Origin of the sequence: Citrobacter sp. UYEF32, from assembly GCF_040546205.1 — a bacterium.
Taxonomy (GTDB): domain Bacteria; phylum Pseudomonadota; class Gammaproteobacteria; order Enterobacterales; family Enterobacteriaceae; genus Phytobacter; species Phytobacter diazotrophicus.
Window position 1 is genome coordinate 161,681 of record NZ_JBEPNI010000007.1, and the last position, 17,754, is coordinate 179,434.

General features: G+C 52.2%; 13 protein-coding genes. 5 read left to right on the forward strand and 8 right to left on the reverse strand.

Translation table 11 applies throughout. The features are described 5' to 3' along the window. The first annotated feature begins 48 nt into the window (after positions 1–48). The gene (locus tag ABIB59_RS20235; RefSeq protein ID WP_354036782.1) at positions 49–1,986 is read left to right on the forward strand and encodes a bifunctional 5-dehydro-2-deoxygluconokinase/5-dehydro-2-deoxyphosphogluconate aldolase; all 1,938 of its coding nucleotides are present in this window, start codon (positions 49–51) and stop codon (positions 1,984–1,986) included. Positions 1,987–2,047: 61 nt separating this feature from the next. Then, positions 2,048–3,235 carry an MFS transporter gene (locus tag ABIB59_RS20240; RefSeq protein WP_354036784.1) on the forward strand — a complete coding sequence of 396 codons (1,188 nt, stop codon included), beginning with the start codon at positions 2,048–2,050 and terminating at the stop codon, positions 3,233–3,235. Here the strand turns inward: ABIB59_RS20240 and ABIB59_RS20245 are convergent. From ABIB59_RS20245 to reiD, 5 genes are all read right to left on the reverse strand, one after another. Next, positions 3,232–4,062, reverse strand: a complete 831-nt coding sequence (locus ABIB59_RS20245) for a sugar phosphate isomerase/epimerase family protein (protein WP_354036786.1) — start codon at positions 4,060–4,062, stop codon at positions 3,232–3,234. The genes ABIB59_RS20240 and ABIB59_RS20245 overlap by 4 nt on opposite strands. A 10-nt stretch (positions 4,063–4,072) precedes the next feature. Then, the gene (locus ABIB59_RS20250) at positions 4,073–5,407 is read right to left on the reverse strand and encodes a glycoside hydrolase family 30 protein (protein WP_354036788.1); all 1,335 of its coding nucleotides are present in this window, start codon (positions 5,405–5,407) and stop codon (positions 4,073–4,075) included. Between the two features lie 59 nt (positions 5,408–5,466). After that, a complete protein-coding gene (gene iolG1, locus ABIB59_RS20255; RefSeq protein WP_354036790.1) occupies positions 5,467–6,477 on the reverse strand; it encodes an inositol 2-dehydrogenase IolG1 in 1,011 nt (336 codons plus the stop codon). A gap of 23 nt (positions 6,478–6,500) precedes the next feature. Next, positions 6,501–7,406 (reverse strand): myo-inosose-2 dehydratase, encoded by a 906-nt coding sequence (gene iolE, locus ABIB59_RS20260; RefSeq protein ID WP_354036792.1) that lies wholly within the window; start codon positions 7,404–7,406, stop codon positions 6,501–6,503. 267 nt (positions 7,407–7,673) lie between these two features. Continuing rightward, positions 7,674–8,498, reverse strand: coding sequence for a myo-inositol utilization transcriptional regulator ReiD (gene reiD, locus ABIB59_RS20265; RefSeq protein ID WP_354036928.1), 825 nt, complete (start codon positions 8,496–8,498; stop codon positions 7,674–7,676). Between the two features lie 540 nt (positions 8,499–9,038). On the opposite strand from reiD, the gene ABIB59_RS20270 reads away from it, so the two are divergent. Beyond that, positions 9,039–10,544, forward strand: a complete 1,506-nt coding sequence (locus tag ABIB59_RS20270; RefSeq protein ID WP_354036793.1) for a CoA-acylating methylmalonate-semialdehyde dehydrogenase — start codon at positions 9,039–9,041, stop codon at positions 10,542–10,544. A 25-nt stretch (positions 10,545–10,569) separates the two neighbouring features. Next, positions 10,570–11,394 (forward strand): 5-deoxy-glucuronate isomerase, encoded by an 825-nt coding sequence (gene iolB / locus ABIB59_RS20275; RefSeq protein WP_354036795.1) that lies wholly within the window; start codon positions 10,570–10,572, stop codon positions 11,392–11,394. A gap of 158 nt (positions 11,395–11,552) precedes the next feature. On the opposite strand, the gene ABIB59_RS20280 is transcribed toward iolB, so the two are convergent. Further along, complete coding sequence (locus ABIB59_RS20280) at positions 11,553–12,989, reverse strand: sugar porter family MFS transporter (protein WP_354036797.1); 1,437 nt, start codon at positions 12,987–12,989, stop codon at positions 11,553–11,555. 441 nt (positions 12,990–13,430) lie between these two features. Between ABIB59_RS20280 and iolT1 the strand changes: the two genes are divergently transcribed. Next, on the forward strand, positions 13,431–14,864 hold the full coding sequence (gene iolT1, locus ABIB59_RS20285; RefSeq protein ID WP_354036799.1) for a myo-inositol import MFS transporter IolT1: 1,434 nt from the start codon (positions 13,431–13,433) through the stop codon (positions 14,862–14,864). A 124-nt stretch (positions 14,865–14,988) separates the two neighbouring features. On the opposite strand, the gene iolR is transcribed toward iolT1, so the two are convergent. Both iolR and mpl read right to left on the reverse strand, forming a co-directional pair. After that, complete coding sequence (gene iolR / locus ABIB59_RS20290; RefSeq protein WP_354036801.1) at positions 14,989–15,822, reverse strand: myo-inositol utilization transcriptional regulator IolR; 834 nt, start codon at positions 15,820–15,822, stop codon at positions 14,989–14,991. A 471-nt stretch (positions 15,823–16,293) separates the two neighbouring features. Beyond that, positions 16,294–17,670: a UDP-N-acetylmuramate:L-alanyl-gamma-D-glutamyl-meso-diaminopimelate ligase gene (gene mpl / locus ABIB59_RS20295; protein WP_039077756.1), complete on the reverse strand. Its 1,377-nt coding sequence runs from the start codon at positions 17,668–17,670 to the stop codon at positions 16,294–16,296. Positions 17,671–17,754: the final 84 nt, after the last annotated feature.

Genomic DNA, 17,754 nt, shown 5'->3' on the forward strand with positions numbered 1-17,754 from the left:
ATCAAACCTTAGTATGAGCCGAAAATCACATCATCTCCTGACGAGGATATGTCAATGGGCAAAGCAATAACGGGTGAACAAAAAACGCTGGACGTAATCTGTCTGGGGCGAGTTGCCGTCGATCTGTATGGTCAACAAATTGGATCACGGCTGGAAGATATGACGACCTTCTCCAAATATCTGGGCGGGTCGTCTGGCAACGTGGCTTACGGTACGGCGATTCAAGGACTGCGCTCCGGGATGCTGGCGCGCGTCGGCGATGAACATATGGGGCGTTTTATTCGCGAGGAGTTAAATCGCGTCGGTGTGGATACCGAATGTCTGAAAACCGATCATGAGCGTCTGACGGCGCTGGTAATCCTCGGGATCAAAGATCAGGATACCTTTCCACTGATTTTTTACCGCGACAACTGTGCAGACATGGCGCTGACGCCAGAGGACATCAGCGAAAGCTATCTCGCCTCTTCCCGCGCACTGGCAATCACGGGCACACACCTTTCGCATCCTAACACGCGTGCTGCGGTACTTAAGGCGCTGGACTATGCCGCAAAACATGGTTTACGGCGTGCGTTGGATATCGATTATCGCCCGGTGCTGTGGGGGCTGACCTCGCTTGGCGACGGTGAAACGCGTTTCATCGCCTCTGAGCAGGTGACCCAGCAACTCCAGGAGGTACTGCATCATTTTGACCTGATTGTCGGTACAGAAGAAGAGTTTCACATTGCGGGCGGCAGCACCGACACCCTGCAGGCACTGAAACGCGTACGTGATCTGACCAACGCCGTGCTGGTGTGTAAACGTGGCGCTCAGGGTTGTTCCGTCTTTGAAGGCAAAATCGCCGATGACTGGTCGCAGGTGAAATTGAACAGCGGCGTGCGTGTTGAAGTGCTGAACGTGCTCGGCGCAGGCGATGCGTTTATGTCCGGTCTGCTGCGAGGCTGGCTGAATGACGAAAGCTGGGAGCAGGCATGTCGTTACGCGAATGCCTGCGGGGCACTGGTTGTCTCACGCCACGGCTGCGCACCGGCGATGCCGACGAAGCAAGAGCTGGATGACTACCTTCAACGCGAGCAATCCGTGCCGCGACCGGATCAGGATGTCCGCTTGAATCACCTGCACCGTGCCACGACCCGTAAACAACAATGGCAGGAGCTGTGCGTCTTCGCCTTCGACCACCGTAAGCAACTGGTGGATATCGCTCACGAAGTGGGTTGCGAGGTTGCCCGTATCCCGCAGTTGAAAAAGCTGCTGTTGCAGGGTGCGCGCGAAGCGGCACAGGAAGCTGGTCTGAGAAATAACAGCGGCATTCTTGCCGACTCGACCTTCGGGCAAAACGTCCTCAACGATGTCACGGGGCAAGGGTGGTGGATTGGTCGGCCGATTGAAATGCCCGGCTCATATCCATTGCGCCTTGAGCATGGCAACATCGGCTCTCAGCTGATCGACTGGCCGCTGGAGCACGTGGTGAAATGCCTGGTGTTCTACCATCCGGACGACGCGCAATCGGTGCGTGAGGAACAAGAAGCGCTGATTGATGAAGTCTATCGTGCCTGCTGTAAATCCGGGCACGACCTACTGCTGGAAGTGATCCTGCCACGCGACAACGCCGATCAGGATGAGCGCCACTACGTGCAGATCGTGGAGCATTTTTACCAGTTGGGTATCCAGCCGGACTGGTGGAAACTGCCGCCGCTGCGCCCGGAAAACTGGCGCACTATCAGCCAGCACATCGAATATTTCGACCCGGAATGCCGTGGCATTTTAATCCTCGGTCTGGATGCGCCGGAAAGCGAACTGAAAGCCGGTTTCGCCGCCGCAGCCGATGCCCCTTGGGTGAAAGGCTTCGCCGTCGGCCGTACCATCTTTGGTGAACCGTCCCGTCAGTGGCTGGCAGGCAACTACAATGACAGCCAACTTATTGATGCGGTGAAAGAGAAGTACCTGGCGCTGATTGGCTTCTGGAGAGAATACCGCCCGGCGCACTAAGTTCCCTCACCTCCCCCGTGCTCTTGTTGCCTTTCCGGCGGCAGGGGCACTTTTTTTTGAGATGCGAGTTATGAATACAAGCCCAGCGATGAGCAGCGTGAATACCCCGGCATCTGCACTGCTGCGTATCAGCGCCGCCATGTTTCTCTCTTATCTGACGATCGGCCTTCCTCTGGCCACCCTTCCGCTTTACGTTCAGCAGCAGCTTGGGCTCAATGACCTGATGATCGGCATTGCGGTCGGCAGCCAGTTTATTGCCACCCTTTTTAGCCGCGGTCTGGCCGGGAGAAAAGCCGATGCCTTCGGTGGGCGCCAGACGGTGATTATGGGCCAGGTCTGCTGCGCCACATCCGGTATCTTTATGCTGGCCAGCGCGCAGGGGGCTGAACTGCCCATTTTCGCCTGGAGCCTGCTGATTGCTGGACGTGTGCTGCTCGGTCTTGGTGAGAGTTTTATCCTGACCGGAAACCTGACCTGGGGCATGTGGCTTGCCGGTGCACCCAGTGCGGGGAAAGTGATTTCGTGGAACGGGATGGCCACCTACGGTGCGCTGGCGACAGGCGCACCGCTTGGGCTGATGCTCTATACCCATTACAACCTGTCCGTGCTGGCAACCATTACTCTATTTCTGCCGCTGTGCAGCTTTCTGCTCACCCAGGGATTACCGGGAAATGCCCCGGAGGTGCGCGCTCGCGCCTCAATGCGTCTTGTTTTTCGTCAGGTCTGGCGACCGGGCATGGGCCTGGTATTACAGGGGATTGGCTTTGCCTCGCTCAGCGCCTTTGCCGTGCTCTATTTTAACGAAAAGGGGTGGTACTACGCCGGGTTCGCCATGACCCTGTTCGGCGGAGCCTTTATCCTGGTCCGGCTCTTCTTTGCCCATTTCCCCGACCGCTACGGCGGTGTCCGCGTGGCTACCTGTTCGCTGCTGATTGAAGGCACCGGCCTGCTGTTGCTCTGGGGAGCGCCCACCCCAACGGTGGCGCTTATCGGCGCGGCGATAACCGGGTGCGGGTGCTCACTGATGTTTCCATCGTTGGGGGTGGAAGTGGTACGCCGGGTTTCGCCGGAGATCCGCGGTACCGCGCTGGGCACCTGGTCGGCGTTTCAGGATCTGGCCTATGGCCTGACGGGGCCACTGGCAGGCATGCTGACACCATGGATGGGCTATCAGCACGTCTTTCTGATCGCCGCAGCCAGCGCATTGCTGGGTGCGGCGATCCTCAGAGGGTTACTGCGCCAGGTTTAAGGCAGCAGATAGGGGCGTGTTTTTTGCGCCCCAATGCTGAATACGTCTTCCGCCATCATTTGCCAGTAACCGGGGTTGAACAACTCGAGCGAACAGATACCGTCATAGCCCATCGCCACCAGTTCACGGGTAATGCCATGCAGCGGAATCACCCCATTCCCAGGCAGCAAACGGTGGCAGTGCTCGAGCATCGACAGCGGAAGATCGTCCGCATCATCAATGTGATAGACAAAGATCTTCTCTACCGGGATCTGGCGCAGCGTTGAAAGATCGCGCCACTGATCGTGGAGATAGAGATTAAACGCATCAACCACCAGCCCGACATTTTTACAGGCCACGGTATCAACGATCTCCATTGCCAGATCAAGACTGCGTACGCAGCACTCGGCGGAGCCAATCGGCTCGAAGGCCAGCCGCATCCCTTGCTCACCGGCAACATCCGCCATTTCGCGCAGCCGTTTCACCGAGTCTTTCACCGTTGCCCGCGTTGTCCAGCGTTGCCCGGCTTTAATGGTCGGCACCACCACCAGACAGTCACCGCCTACCGCCGCAGAGGCTTTACAGGCAAATGCCAGCTCTGCTTGCTTCTCTTTCCAGCCTTCTGTATCGCAGAACGTGATATCTTCAAGCGAGTTATAGCCCCACGGCTTGAGGCGGCTGGCTGCAAAGAATTCGGCAAGTTCGTCCAGCGAATGTTCACGCAACCAGGCTTTCAGCATATCGAGCCGCAGTTCGATATAGTCATAGCCGTACGTTTCAGCGAGCACGATATCCTGCGCCAGCGTTGAATTACGCATGCAGGTTGCTTCATTAAACCCCAGTTTCATGGCCCCTCCTTCATTGCCGCCAGATAAGCGTTGCCGCGCCATGGCCTGATAACGTCAGGCGATACTCTTTGTCGCCATCCACCACGCGGCAGCTTCGCGCGTTGGTTTCGCGGTTATACACCACCAGTACCCGCTCGCCGTCCGGGTTCACAAATCCTACCTCTTCCAGGCTGGCGTCGAAGCTTGAGGAGAGCATCACTTTCGCGCCGGGACGCACAAAGCGGCAGAAGTGGCCAATCCCGTACCAGGAGAAGTTGTGGCGCAACGCGTCACTTTCTTTGTCGTACTGAATCGGCGCTTCACACAGATTGCCCTGATGGTTCGGCCCGCCTTTGCTATCGAGCAGCAGGTTCCAGTCAATAAACCCGGTACAGCCCGCTTTAAAGTTGCCGATCATATCGTGCAGATAGGTGTGCCAGTGACGCAGTTGGCTTTCGCCGTCGTGCTCCATCGGGACGCAGCCTTCGGAGAAGAGTAATTTTTTATCCGGCAGGCACTGAGAAATAAACTGCAGCTGGGTGAAGTGGTCGCCGGTATACCAGTGAAACGCCAGACCGTTGATGCCTTCGTAATTTTCGTCACTGGCAAAGGCCCGTTCCGCCCAATCGACCAGCCCGTCTTTGTCGTGATCCCAGATATAAATTTCGGTATCGGGCATCCCGTAGCGGGCCAGCATTGGACGCAGGTATTTGACAGCGAATTCCGTCTCTTCTTCCAGACTGTACAGGCAGGAATCCCAGGTTTTAACCGCCACAGGTTCGTTCTGTACCGACAGGCATTTCACCTCAATACCGTGGTTGCGATAGGCCAGCAGATACTGCCCAATGATGTTGGCCCAGTCGCCGTAATATTCTCGACGCAGCTTGCCGCCGCCGTTCATATCGTTGTTGGTTTTCATGAAACCCGGCGGGCTCCACGGCGACGCCATCAACGTCATCTGCGGGTTCACGCGCAGAGCGGCAGAAATCAGCGGAATCAGGTTGGCTTCATCGCGTTCAAAAGAGAGATTCCCCTGCTGCAAATCCTCCGCCGATTCAACATAGGCGTAGTTGCTCAACGAGAAATCACAGCTCTGAATCGGCATACGCGCCATCGTGTAGCCATGCTCTTGCGGCGAAAAGTATTCATGCAGAAATTGCGTTTTCGTCTTCTCGCTCATGCTGTTGTAGACCATGCCAGCCCCTTCCGTGAAGCTACCGCCGAAGCCGTCGATGCTTTGCAGCGTATGGCGCGGAAAGACTTTGATCAGTTCAGCACAACCGGCATCGCGGTCAGAGAAGGACACAGGCTCTTCAACAAGGAAGCGCTTATGGCGCGGATCGGTGGAAATCAGTCTGCCTTTCATAGGGAAAATCTCAGGTAAAAAGAGAAAAGATGGGCCGAAGCCCATCTTTAAGGGGAGGATTACTTGTAGAACGCAGGTTTCGCTGGCAATTCAACAAACTCGGTTTCGCCAGATTCCTGTGATTTAACACACGCATCGGCGGTCACCGCTGCCAGGTAGCCATCCCATGAGTTCGGGCCTGCCGGTGCCTGGCCTGCGTTCAGGCGGTCGAAGAAGTCCTGGAACTCGATGTCGTATGCTTCGATAAAGCGTTGTTTCCAGTCCACCAGGATGTCAGTGCTGTATTTCGCGCCTTTACGTACCGCCGCGCTGGCCACGGTCGGCAGTTCTGCCATGCCTTTTTCACCCGAAACATCACAGTGAATGTCGTAGCCATACTGGCAGTTGACGAACACTTCCACCACGATATTGATGCCAGACGTGGTTTCCATAACCACCAATTGCGGGTCGCGCAGGGTGGTCACCAGGCTGGACTGACGCGGGAAGTAAACCTTAACGGTTTTGTAGTCTTCGTCGAGCAGCCAGTGCATCACGTCGATTTCATGAATCAGCGTTTCGTAGATAGCCTGCGGAGTTTTGTACTCTGGTACGGTGCTGGCGTTGTAGTGACGGCCATGGACCATCAACGGCTGGCCGATTTCGCCGCTGTCGATGATGTTTTTGAGCTGTACATAGCCTTTGTCGTAACGGCGCATAAAGCCGACCTGCACCATACGTTTGCCATTTTTCTGTTCTGCTTCGATAACGCGCAGACAGTCAGCTGCGGTGACGGCCAGCGGTTTTTCACAGAAGACATATTTTTTTGCGTTCAGCGCGGCAACGGCGATATCAGCATGCGCACCGTTAGACGCCGTGATCACCACGACCTCAACCTCTTTGTCATTCACCAGATCGTGATAGTCTTTGTAATCTTTCGCCTGAATGGCGAATTTATCAAGGGCAGCCTGAGCACGGCCTTCAACGATATCGCACACAGCGACAACTTCGACACCGGAAACGGTGTTAGCCAGACGACGTAAATGGTCAGAACCGATTGCGCCAATACCCACAATACCTGCTTTTAAAGTCATGATCGTTTTCCTTTTATCAAAGTTCAGAGATAATCTTTAAGTAACTCATTAATATGCTTAGAGCCTTTCAGCGCATATTCTAATGGGTTGTATTTTTTAGGATCCTGTTCGGCTTCTACGACAATCCAGCCGCTATATTGATGCTGAACCAGGAAGGCTAATACGGTTTTGAAATCAATATTTCCATCGCCCGGAACGGTAAAGACACCGTCAAGAAATGAATTAAGGAATGATTTCCGTGCCAGACGGCACTCTCTTAATTTATCTTCACGCACATCTTTAAAATGCACATGCTTAATTCGGTTGAAATGTTTTTTCACCAGCGGCATGACATCGCCATCGGAAACATAAATGTGGCCGGTATCAAATAACAGATGAACGAATTCGGGATTGGTATTTTCCATCAGGCGGTCAACTTCCGGCAGCGTTTGAATGCCGGTACCCATATGGTGATGGAAAGCCAGTTTAAGGTTATGCTTATTGGCGATTTTTCCCAGTTCATTCAGCCCTTCGCACAGTAAGTTCCATTCACTGTCGCTGAAATACGGTTTCTGGGTATAAACACATTTATCAATAATGCCCTGTACGCTGTAGGTCTGTTCAGAGACAACCGCAACATAGGCATGCACTTTTTCCAGCCATGCACAATGTTGCTCAAAGGCTTTTTTCGCCGCCTCAATACCATCACGGATAATAAAAGAGGAGAACCACTGCCCCGGGATTTCCATGCCGCGCAGCGCCAACTCGGTGTTCAGTTCTTCAGGATCTTGTGGATAGCACCCGCCGACTTCGGTACCAGCAAAACCTGCAAGGCAAGCATCACTCAGGATCTGTTTGTAGGTATTTTCTTTACCAATTTCAGGGATATCGTCATTACGCCATCCAATCGGCGCGATCCCCCATTTGATGTTATTTTTCATACTGTACATGTTGCTGGCTCCTGCTTAATGAAAATTATTTAGACCGCCGGGCGGTAACCTCTGGCATAGCGACATAGTACGTTTTCAGGGTGGAAAAACTTTATGTTTCTGGTGGTCAGCGGTGGGACAAAAAGTGTCAATGATCACAGTTTCACCGGCTGTTTTTAATGATTCTTGCGTCATACATGAACTTGTATTTTTATGCGTTTTCCTGGTCAAAAAATAGTAAAAAAAACGACTGCAAAGGCAGTCGTTTTAAAATGGAATGTTTATTCACTATCCTTCGAAAAACAGATAATTTGCTTTTCGATAATCTTTTCTGTATTGCCCCGGTGTTTTTCCCACTTTGTTTTTAAAGTAGTTCTGGAAGTGGCTAAGATTGCTAAAGCCAACCCGATAGGCAATCGAGGTTATTTTCTCGCGGCCGCCTTCATCCGTCGTTAACAACGACTGGGCTTCACCCAAACGGCGCTTAATAAGATAGTCCATCGGCGAATAGCCATAGCGCCTTTTAAATTCATGGGAGACAAAGTAAGGACTCACGTTGAATTTTAATGCCAGCGTATCGAGACGAATCGGTTCGTAGAAGTTAAGATCGATATAGCTTTTTATCGAATCCAGTAAATTCTCGTTACGCTGGATAAATTCACTGTCCGAGCGCATCAACACATTGCCCTCAATGTACTTCAACAATGCGCGAGTCATAAGCTGCGCCATTGCCGGGCCATCGACCGCACGCTGGTTTATGATAGTAAAAATGGAACTCATGATTTTCATCACGGTTTCGTAATGGTGATAAAGCGGAATAACAGGGACCAGGTCGTCCGGAATCAACGCATTTTCCCGCAGCCCAGGACAATCGATATGATTGATACCACAGCAAATTGTCCCTATCGGCCGCCCGCTTTCCAGATACTCATCATGTACTACCTGGCTGTTGTAAATAACCAGATCGCCTTTGCGCACAGGATAGATCCTATCGCCAATGAAGTATTCCCCTTCCCCTTCGGTGATGAGGATGAGCTCGACGGTTTGCGGATGCATGTGCATAAATCGGACAAAGGGCCCATCGCTTTCACTCACCTGACTGACATAAACCAATTGCGGCAAGGTTTTGTTTTCACGTTCCAACGGACAGAAGCACAAACGCATGACTTACTTCTCCTGGCTGACATCACGATGCAATCTTTAGCCCGCCCCGACGCTGAGTTAGCGCAAGGCGGTGGACGCAGTCTCTGACCTCATCACGGGCTCTGTTGGGGGCCATCCATGTCGGTTCCCCAACGTTCCGCTACACATTTACTACCTGACTGCTTCTTGAATTTTTATATCACTTAAAATGAAATAAAAATGCTATACAGATCATAATTCTTTCCAAATTCAGAAGACGAAAATCTCCTCTCCCAGTTGTACTGTAAATTAAAAATATTTAAATTCAATACATTAAGTGATTTCATTGAGGGGATTCTGTTATCAAATCTCTTTTTCATACCTTTTTCAAAAATCAAATCAAAATTCCATAAAATTAGATTTGAAATTTTTAATCCAAAAAATTACATTGATGTTGCATATGTTTTCGCCTGGCTGCGGCCACTCCTGGTCCTCAACAGGCTCAAGCTCTCGTTCAGAAGGTACATAGAGATGGAAATAGTCGGTAATTTTATCAATGGTAAAACGTGTCTGAGCCGCAGCGGTAAAACCCTGCCCGTCACTAACCCCGCGACCGGTGAAATCATTCGCGAGGTCACGCAGAGTACACATCAGGAAATGCTTGATGCCATCGGCTGCGCGCAGGACGCGTTTCCAGCGTGGAGTAAAACGGCGCCGTTACGTCGCGCACGTATTCTCTTCAAATTCAATGGATTGCTGGAACAACATCGCGACGAACTGGCCGAACTCATTGTGAGTGAACATGGCAAGGTGTGGTCGGACGCACTGGGCGAATTGACCCGCGGGATGGAAGTGGTGGAGTTTGCGTGTGGGATCCCGCACCTGAGCAAAGGTGAGTACTCCTCCACGGTCGGTTCCGGCGTTGATAGCTATTCGCTCATGCAGCCGCTGGGGGTGGTTGCCGGGATCACGCCGTTTAACTTCCCGGCGATGGTGCCGATGTGGATGTTCCCTATCGCGCTGGCCTGCGGCAATACTTTTATCCTTAAACCGCCCGCCCCGGTGCCGTCAGCCTCACTGCGCATTGCGGAATTACTGAAAGAAGCCGGTCTGCCGGATGGCGTGTTCAACGTGGTGCATTGTGGTAATGAGACGGCCAGCCTGTTGACCAGCGATCCGCGCATTCAGGCCGTCAGCTTTGTAGGTTCCTCCGGCGTGGCGCAGCATATCTACGCCACGGCCAGCGCACACGGCAAACGCGTGCAGGCTTTTGGCGCGGCGAAAAACCATGCCATCGTCATGCCGGACGCTGATATCGACGCCACGGTCAATGCCATCATGGGCGGTGCCTACGGTTCTGCCGGGGAACGCTGCATGGCGCTGCCGGTTGTGGTTGCCGTTGGCGATGATACCGCCGACAGACTGATTGCCCGCCTGACCCCGCTGATTAACGCACTGCGTATCGGCCCGGGGAACCTGCGCGGCGAGCAAGAAAATGAAATGGGCCCGGTGGTATCACGCGCGCATCAGCAAAAAGTAATCAGCTATATCGATAAAGGCGCAAGCGAAGGCGCAAAACTGCTTATCGATGGTCGCAATTATCGTGTTCCAGGTCATCCTGATGGCTTCTACGTCGGTGGTACGCTGTTCGATAACGTCACCACCGATATGACCATCTGGCGTGAAGAGATCTTCGGACCTGTTCTGGGGATCGTGCGTGTTGCGGATTATGCCAGTGCGATCCGCACCGTCAATTCACACGAGTTTGGCAACGGCAGCGTGATTTTCACCACCAACGGTCACTACGCGCGTGATTTCGTGCAGAACGTTGAAGCCGGTATGGTTGGGGTGAATATTCCGGTGCCAGTTCCGGTGGCGTTCCACTCGTTCGGCGGCTGGAAACGTTCAGTATTTGGTGCACTCAACGTCCACGGACCAGACGGCGTGCGCTTCTATACCCGTATGAAAACTGTCACCACTCGCTGGCCGAACGGTCAGCAGATTGTTTCTGAGTTCAGTATGCCAACACTCGGCTAACGCACAGTAAGACGAGGAGGGAATTATGGCCAACTTGCTGAGTAAATATTCCGTCGAAACGAGCAAAATTCAGCACATCACCCCGCAGAATGCGGGGTGGGAATATGTCGGCTTTGATGTCTGGCGACTCAAAGCGGGCGAATCCATTGAACTGCCATCCGACAAGTTCGAACGCTGCCTGGTGCTGGTCGCCGGTCTGGCAAGCGTGAAAGCCGCTGAAAGCCATTTCTATCGTATTGGTCAGCGCATGAGTCCGTTTGAACGAACACCGGCCTGGTCAGTGTACGTGCCGCACCATACCTGCGCTCAGGTGATTGCAGAGACCGATCTTGAACTGGCCGTTTGCAGCGCACCGGGGTTTGGAGATCTACCCGTACGCCTGATTTCGCCTGACGATGTCGGCGTGGAGCACCGTGGTAAAGGCCGTAACCAACGCCTGGTGCACAACATTCTCCCTGATAACAAACCGGCGGATAGCCTGCTGGTTGTGGAAGTGTATACCCGTGAAGGTGACACCAGCTCCTGGCCTGCGCACAAGCACGACACCGCCGTGGCGGGAAAAGAGACCTACCTGGAAGAGACCTACTACCACCGTTTCGATCCGCCGCAGGGCTTCTGCCTGCAGCGCGTCTATACCGATGACCGCAGCCTCGATGAGTGTATGGCGGTATACGATCGCGACGTGGTGAAAGTACCGAGGGGCTACCACCCTGTTGCCACCATTGCCGGTTATGACAACTACTATCTGAACGTGATGGCAGGCCCGGACCGCAAGTGGCAGTTTACCTGGGAAGTGGATCACGCCTGGATTAATTCGCCAGACTACCCACGAGAAGCTTCGACCGTTTAGGACTGCAACACCGATAATAATAACATTGCGTTACTTACTCTGCCGGCCCCATGGGACCGGCTTTTTTTGTTGTCGTCCTGGCCAGGCAAACGACAGAAACAGCAAAGCCGCTGCCTGTGCAGCGGCTGAGTACAGCGCGATGGTACAAGAAATTAGGGTCAGGCCGTCACATTATGGTTCTTACCCTGCAGTGACTGGAGTTTAGTGGCCGCCAGGGCTTCGATCTCATTGAGCGGCACGCCTTTTGTTTCCGGCACGTAACGAGCAATGAAGAAGTAGCACACCAGGTTGAAGGCCACGAACACCCACATCGAGAAGGCACCGCCGAACTGCGCCTGTAGCCAGCCATTGTCGTTCACAACCGGGAACAAAAGCGAAATCAGGAAGTTGGCAATCCACATCAGGCTGACCGCCAGACCCATACCAAAGCCTTTGATTTTTTCCGGGAAGACTTCGGAAATCAGCACCCATGCTCCGACGCTCCAGCTAATAGCGAAGAGCAGCATAAAAAACAGGATCCCGAAGATGGTGATGTAGCCCGTATCATGGGTATACAAACCATATGAGGCGATAAGCAGGCCAATGATGGAGCCAATAGTGCCGATTTTCATAATCGGGATGCGGCCATAGCGGTCAAACAGGATCATGCCGATAAAGCTTCCTACCATGTTACAAACGGCGATGAAGATCGTCTGGAACATCACTACTTCGGTACTGGCATTTTGCAGTACCAGCGGTGCGTAATAGTTCATGACGTTTACGCCGGTAAATTGCTGCAGAACCGCAATGCAGCAGCCCACCACCAGAATGTATTTCAGAACCGGAGACTGACCCAGGTTCACTTTCTCACTCGTGGCCGTGTCGGCTTTCGCCGCGCGGTTTTCCTTCATCGTCTCGAAAATGGCCCGCACTTCCGCAGCGGAAAGACCGTGGTAGACCTTCGCCAGCACCTGCAGCGAACTCTCTTCGCGTTTATTATTACGCGCGCACCAGGCGGGAGATTCCGGTAAGAACAAGGTGATCACCAGCATAGCCACGGACGGAATGACCTGTACATAGAGCATCGTTTTCCAGCCCTGAGAAACCAGCAGATCTTCCGTCATGCCTTTTGCAATCAGGTAGTTAATGATGAAGACCAGCACCTGGCCGGACACCACCACAATATTATAGATCCCCAGCGCTTTGCCTCTGATTTCCGCCGGAGCCAGCTCGCCCATGTACATCGTTGATGCCGTCCCGGCCATCCCGACGGCGAAGCCACAGATGATCCTTGAGACAGAGAAGATCGCGAAGGACTCGCTGAACGCGGCCCCGAGCGAAGAGACGATAAAGATAGTGGCGATAATCAGCAGCGCCGTTTTGCGTCCCAGCTTGTCGGCGATTTTGCCACCGCACAGCGCGCCGACAATACAACCGATAACAATACTGGAAACCGCCCAACCGGTTTCCGTAGGGGTGAGTTGATAAAATTTTTGCAGGGGTAATACCACCCCGGTAATTACTGCGGTTGAATACCCGAACATCAGCCCGGCGAGTGCCGCGATGCAACAAAGCGTATATACATAGGCTGAATTGTACTTACTTTTCTGACTCATACCTTCTCCCTTGCCTGTTTCAAACATCTAACATGAAATTTTTCATCCTATTTTCCCATTTTATAGAAAAAAAATTCCATGCAAGAGATCACGAAAACACAATCTCCCAAGAATAAGCCAAAAAAGACCCAGGATTACTAAACAGGCTCATGGTGGAGGGTTAAATTATTATAATGCTTAAAAACAATGAGATAAAACGATAATGGAATAAACTAAGCGCAAGGGAAAACGGCAAAACACCAAGATTACAAAATATGAAATGTGACAACAATAACAAAACATAAATTTCATTATTGATCGTTTTGGAATTAAAACATAGGTTGTGAACCGAGAATTCTCATAAAAAACGTCGGCTAATTTTGACCGACATAAGATGAATTCATTTATCTGCTCTATGCATAAGTGCATGTAAATGAATACAATTCTGGAGATAATCTACCTATGTCCCCATCAGATGGTCGTTACAACACAGGCTATATATTACGTATCTGCGCCATAGCCGCACTCGGCGGGATACTCTTTGGTTATGACACAGCCGTCATATCAGGTGCCATTGGTTCACTCACCGCTTATTTCCACCTATCTGCGGCGGAAACCGGTTGGGCTGTTTCCTGTGTGGTTGTTGGTTGCGTCGTTGGTTCTTTCTCGGCAGGTTACTTATCTAAACGCTTTGGTCGTAAAAAATCGTTAATTCTTTCCGCACTGCTATTTACCGTTTCCGCTGTCGGCACATCGCTGGCCCATACCTTCGGTCACTTCGTGGTTTATCGTATTATCGGTGGTCTGGCCGTTGGCCTGGCCGCAACGGTATCGCCGATGTATATGTCTGAGGTGTCACCGAAAAATATGCGTGGTCGTGCGCTGAGTATGCAGCAGTTTGCCATCGTGTTCGGGCAAATATTAATCTTTTACGTTAATTATAAAATCGCCACCATTGCGGCCGAAAGCTGGCTGATTGAAATGGGCTGGCGCTATATGTTCGCCGCCGGGATTATTCCCTGCATCATGTTTTGTATTCTGGTGTTAGTGATTCCTGAATCCCCACGCTGGACCATGATGGTCGGTCGCGAACAGGAAACCTTAGCGATCCTGACGCGTATTTCGAACACCGAACATGCCAAACATCTTCTGAATGATATTAAAGAATCTCTGCGCAGCGACCAGAATGCCGCCCGGCAGAAACTGAACCTGCGCGATGGCAACGTCCGCTTCATTTTGATTCTGGGTTGTATGATCGCCATGCTCCAGCAGGTGACCGGCGTTAACGTCATGATGTACTACGCGCCTATCGTCCTGAAAGATGTCACCGGCAGTGCACAAGAAGCGCTGTTCCAGACGATCTGGATTGGTGTTATCCAGCTTATTGGCTCCGTCATTGGCGCGATGATCATGGATAAAATGGGCCGTCTGTCGCTGATGCGTAAAGGCACCATCGGCAGTATTGTCGGTCTGCTATTAACGTCCTGGGCGCTGTACACACAGGCAACGGGCTATTTCGCTCTGTTCGGCATGCTGTTCTTTATGATCTTCTACGCGCTGTCATGGGGCGTGGGCGCATGGGTACTGATTTCTGAAATATTCCCGAACAGAATGCGTTCTCAGGGGATGAGTATTTCCGTGGGCTTTATGTGGATGGCAAACTTCGTGGTCTCGCAGTTCTTCCCGATGATTAACGAGAATCCCTGGTTGCTGTCTAACTTCCACGGCGCTTTCCCGATGTGGATATTCGCCGCCTGCTGTACCTTTAGCTACTTCTTTATCAGTCGTTACCTGCCGGAAACCAAAGGCGTATCGCTGGAAAAAATGGAAGCCGTGGTACTGGCAAAACGTGGCAAACAGCAGCCGCAAATCCAAGCTGAACGTTATTCTGATTAAGACGTAACGCTAACCGATGATCGATGAAAATCGATCATCGGTAATTTTTTTATTTTACCCAGGTCATATACTTACTTGCCCGTTAACGACATTCTGTATATTCCCTGCTGGTAATCGCCAGGTATTATTCCACGGATAATGCCAGAGAAACGGCCAGAGTTTGTGCCAGGCACATTGACGCCACCTGGGAACGGAAACCATCCACCTGCGCTTCACGCACCACAAAACAGACTTCGCTGAATGCCGCCAGTGGGCTAACCTGGCTATCGGTAATCGCGATATGGTTAGCGCCGCGTTTTGCGCCAAGTTCAACCAGTTCTACCACTTCCTGCGCATAAGGCGAGTAGCTAATCGCGATCACAACATCATTCGGGCTGACCATGCTGAGCTGCTCGGAGAACATCCCACCCAACCCGTCAATCAGGAACGCACGACGCTCAAGATGGCGCAACGCATACGTCAGATAGCTGGCCACGCTGAACGAGCGACGCAGGCCAATCACATATATATTTTCCGCGTTCTTAAGCAGCTCCACGGCGACATCCAATTGCTCATTTTTAATTTGCACAGGAAGCTGCTGCAGAACCTGCGCATTGACCATGGAGAATAACTTAAGGATTTCGCCGGGTTTTTCGGGCGTCGGTTCGCCTTCTTCCACGTTTTTCTGGCGGAACAGTTTGGCGCGCTCAGTGTAGCTCACCGTCTCTTCCATCAGATGCTGCCGGAATACCTGTTTCATCTCGTTAAATCCGCTGAAACCAAATGCATTGGCGAAACGAATTAATGTCGAGGGAGGAACGTCGGCGTGCTGGGCAATGGATGCCACCGTATCAAAGGCGACGCTGTTGCTGTTATCGAGAATATACTGGGCGACCTGCTTTAAGCGTTTGCTGAGCGAGTCGTAACGGCTGCGTATATCGTCCTGCAGTAAAGAAAGCTGTGTTTGATGTTTAGACATGCAAAATACTCTTATAAAACTAAAATTTCAATAATATCAACATTAGCATGAATGAGCTGAATATTCATTCAGCGTCAATGGAAACGCGCTTTGCATCACGGAAGAACAGTGTATGAAACAAGCCTCTTTGAGCGCAATTCGTAAAATCCGAACTGGTGTTTCACTTAAGTTAGAGCGGCAAAAAGAGCACCCGTAGCCATGCGGCACACAGCGATGTCGGGATTGAATTTTTCAGCATCTCTGCGAACTGGCTATAAATAAAGATAGTGAATTCAAGATAATACCCGTCATAGTTTTATGGCACGCATAAGCCCTGGCGGTATAAAAATAATAGTCTAATTAACAAAGATAATGAATGATATAAAAAGTATCACCGCACGGAGAGCCCTGCGTATTGATACATTTTTTTTGGAATGATTTTGAAATACTCGCACCGAATACCCCCTCTCCAACGGGAGAGGGGCCGGTAAATTACTCTGCGACCGCTTCGGCTTTTTTCGCCAGCCCGTCCAGCAGTTTTTGATGGATGCCGCCGAACCCGCCATTACTCATCACCAGAATGTGATCGCCAGGCAGCGCGGTTTTGAGGATCATCTCTGCCAGCGCGTCGACATCGCCACTCCAGTGCGCAGGGACCACGCACGCGTCAGCCACTTCCGCCACTTGCCACGGAATATGCTGAGGCTGCAACAGGAAGACTTCATCGGCACGCCCCAGAGAAGGCGCCAGATCGTCCTTGCAGATGCCCATTTTCATGGTGTTTGAGCGCGGCTCCAGCACCGCAATAATGCGCGCCGTTCCCCCCACTTTGCTGCGCAGTGCAGCCAGCGTCGCCAGAATCGCCGTCGGGTGATGCGCGAAATCGTCATACACCTTGACGCCATAGGCTTCACCGCGCAGTTCAAGGCGGCGACGGGCGTTCACGAACGAGCCCAACGCATCGGCAGCATCGGCTGGCGCAACCCCCACATGACGGGCAGCGGCAATCGCCATCAGACCGTTATGCATATTGTGTTCGCCGACCAGACCCCACTTCACCTGTCCGACAGATTCACCGTCCAGCAGCACTTCCCATTCAGAGGCATCGGTGGTCAGTTTTTTTGCCTGCCAGTGTCCCTGTTCGCCCACCAGCTCCTGCTCGCTCCAGCAACCCATCGCCATCGTCTGTTTCAGGTTGATGTCGCTTTCAGGCCAGATGATCTTGCCCTGCCCCGGTACGATACGCACCAGGTGGTGGAACTGTTTCTGGATCGCTTTCAGATCGTCGAAAATGTCCGCATGATCGAACTCAAGGTTATTGAGGATCAGCGTACGCGGGCAGTAATGGACGAATTTCGAACGCTTATCGAAAAACGCGCAGTCATATTCATCGGCTTCGATGACAAAAAACGGGCTTTCCCCTAAGCGAGCAGACACCTCGAAGTTGCCCGGCACGCCGCCAATGACAAATCCAGGTTTATAACCGCAGGCTTCCAGAATCCAGGTCGCCATGCCTGCCGTGGTCGTTTTGCCGTGTGTGCCCGCCACTGCCAGCACCCAACGGTCACGCAACACAAAGTCATGCAGCCATTGCGGGCCTGAAACATACGGAATGTTTTTTTCCAGCACCGCCTCAACACACGGGTTCCCGCGCGTCATGGCATTGCCAATGATGACCAGGTCCGGCGCGTTATCAAGCTGACTGGCGTCGTAACCCTGAATAAGTTCAATGCCTTGCTTCTCGAGCAGGGTGCTCATCGGCGGATACACATTGGCGTCCGAACCCGTTACCTCATGACCCAGTGAGCGCGCCAGCAGCGCCAGCCCACCCATGAAGGTGCCACAAATCCCCAAAATATGAATGCGCATTCGTCTCTATCCTTCTTATCTACGGCGCACATTTTACCCTCTTGTCTCACACGACGGAAATGCATTTAAGGATAATCCGTATTG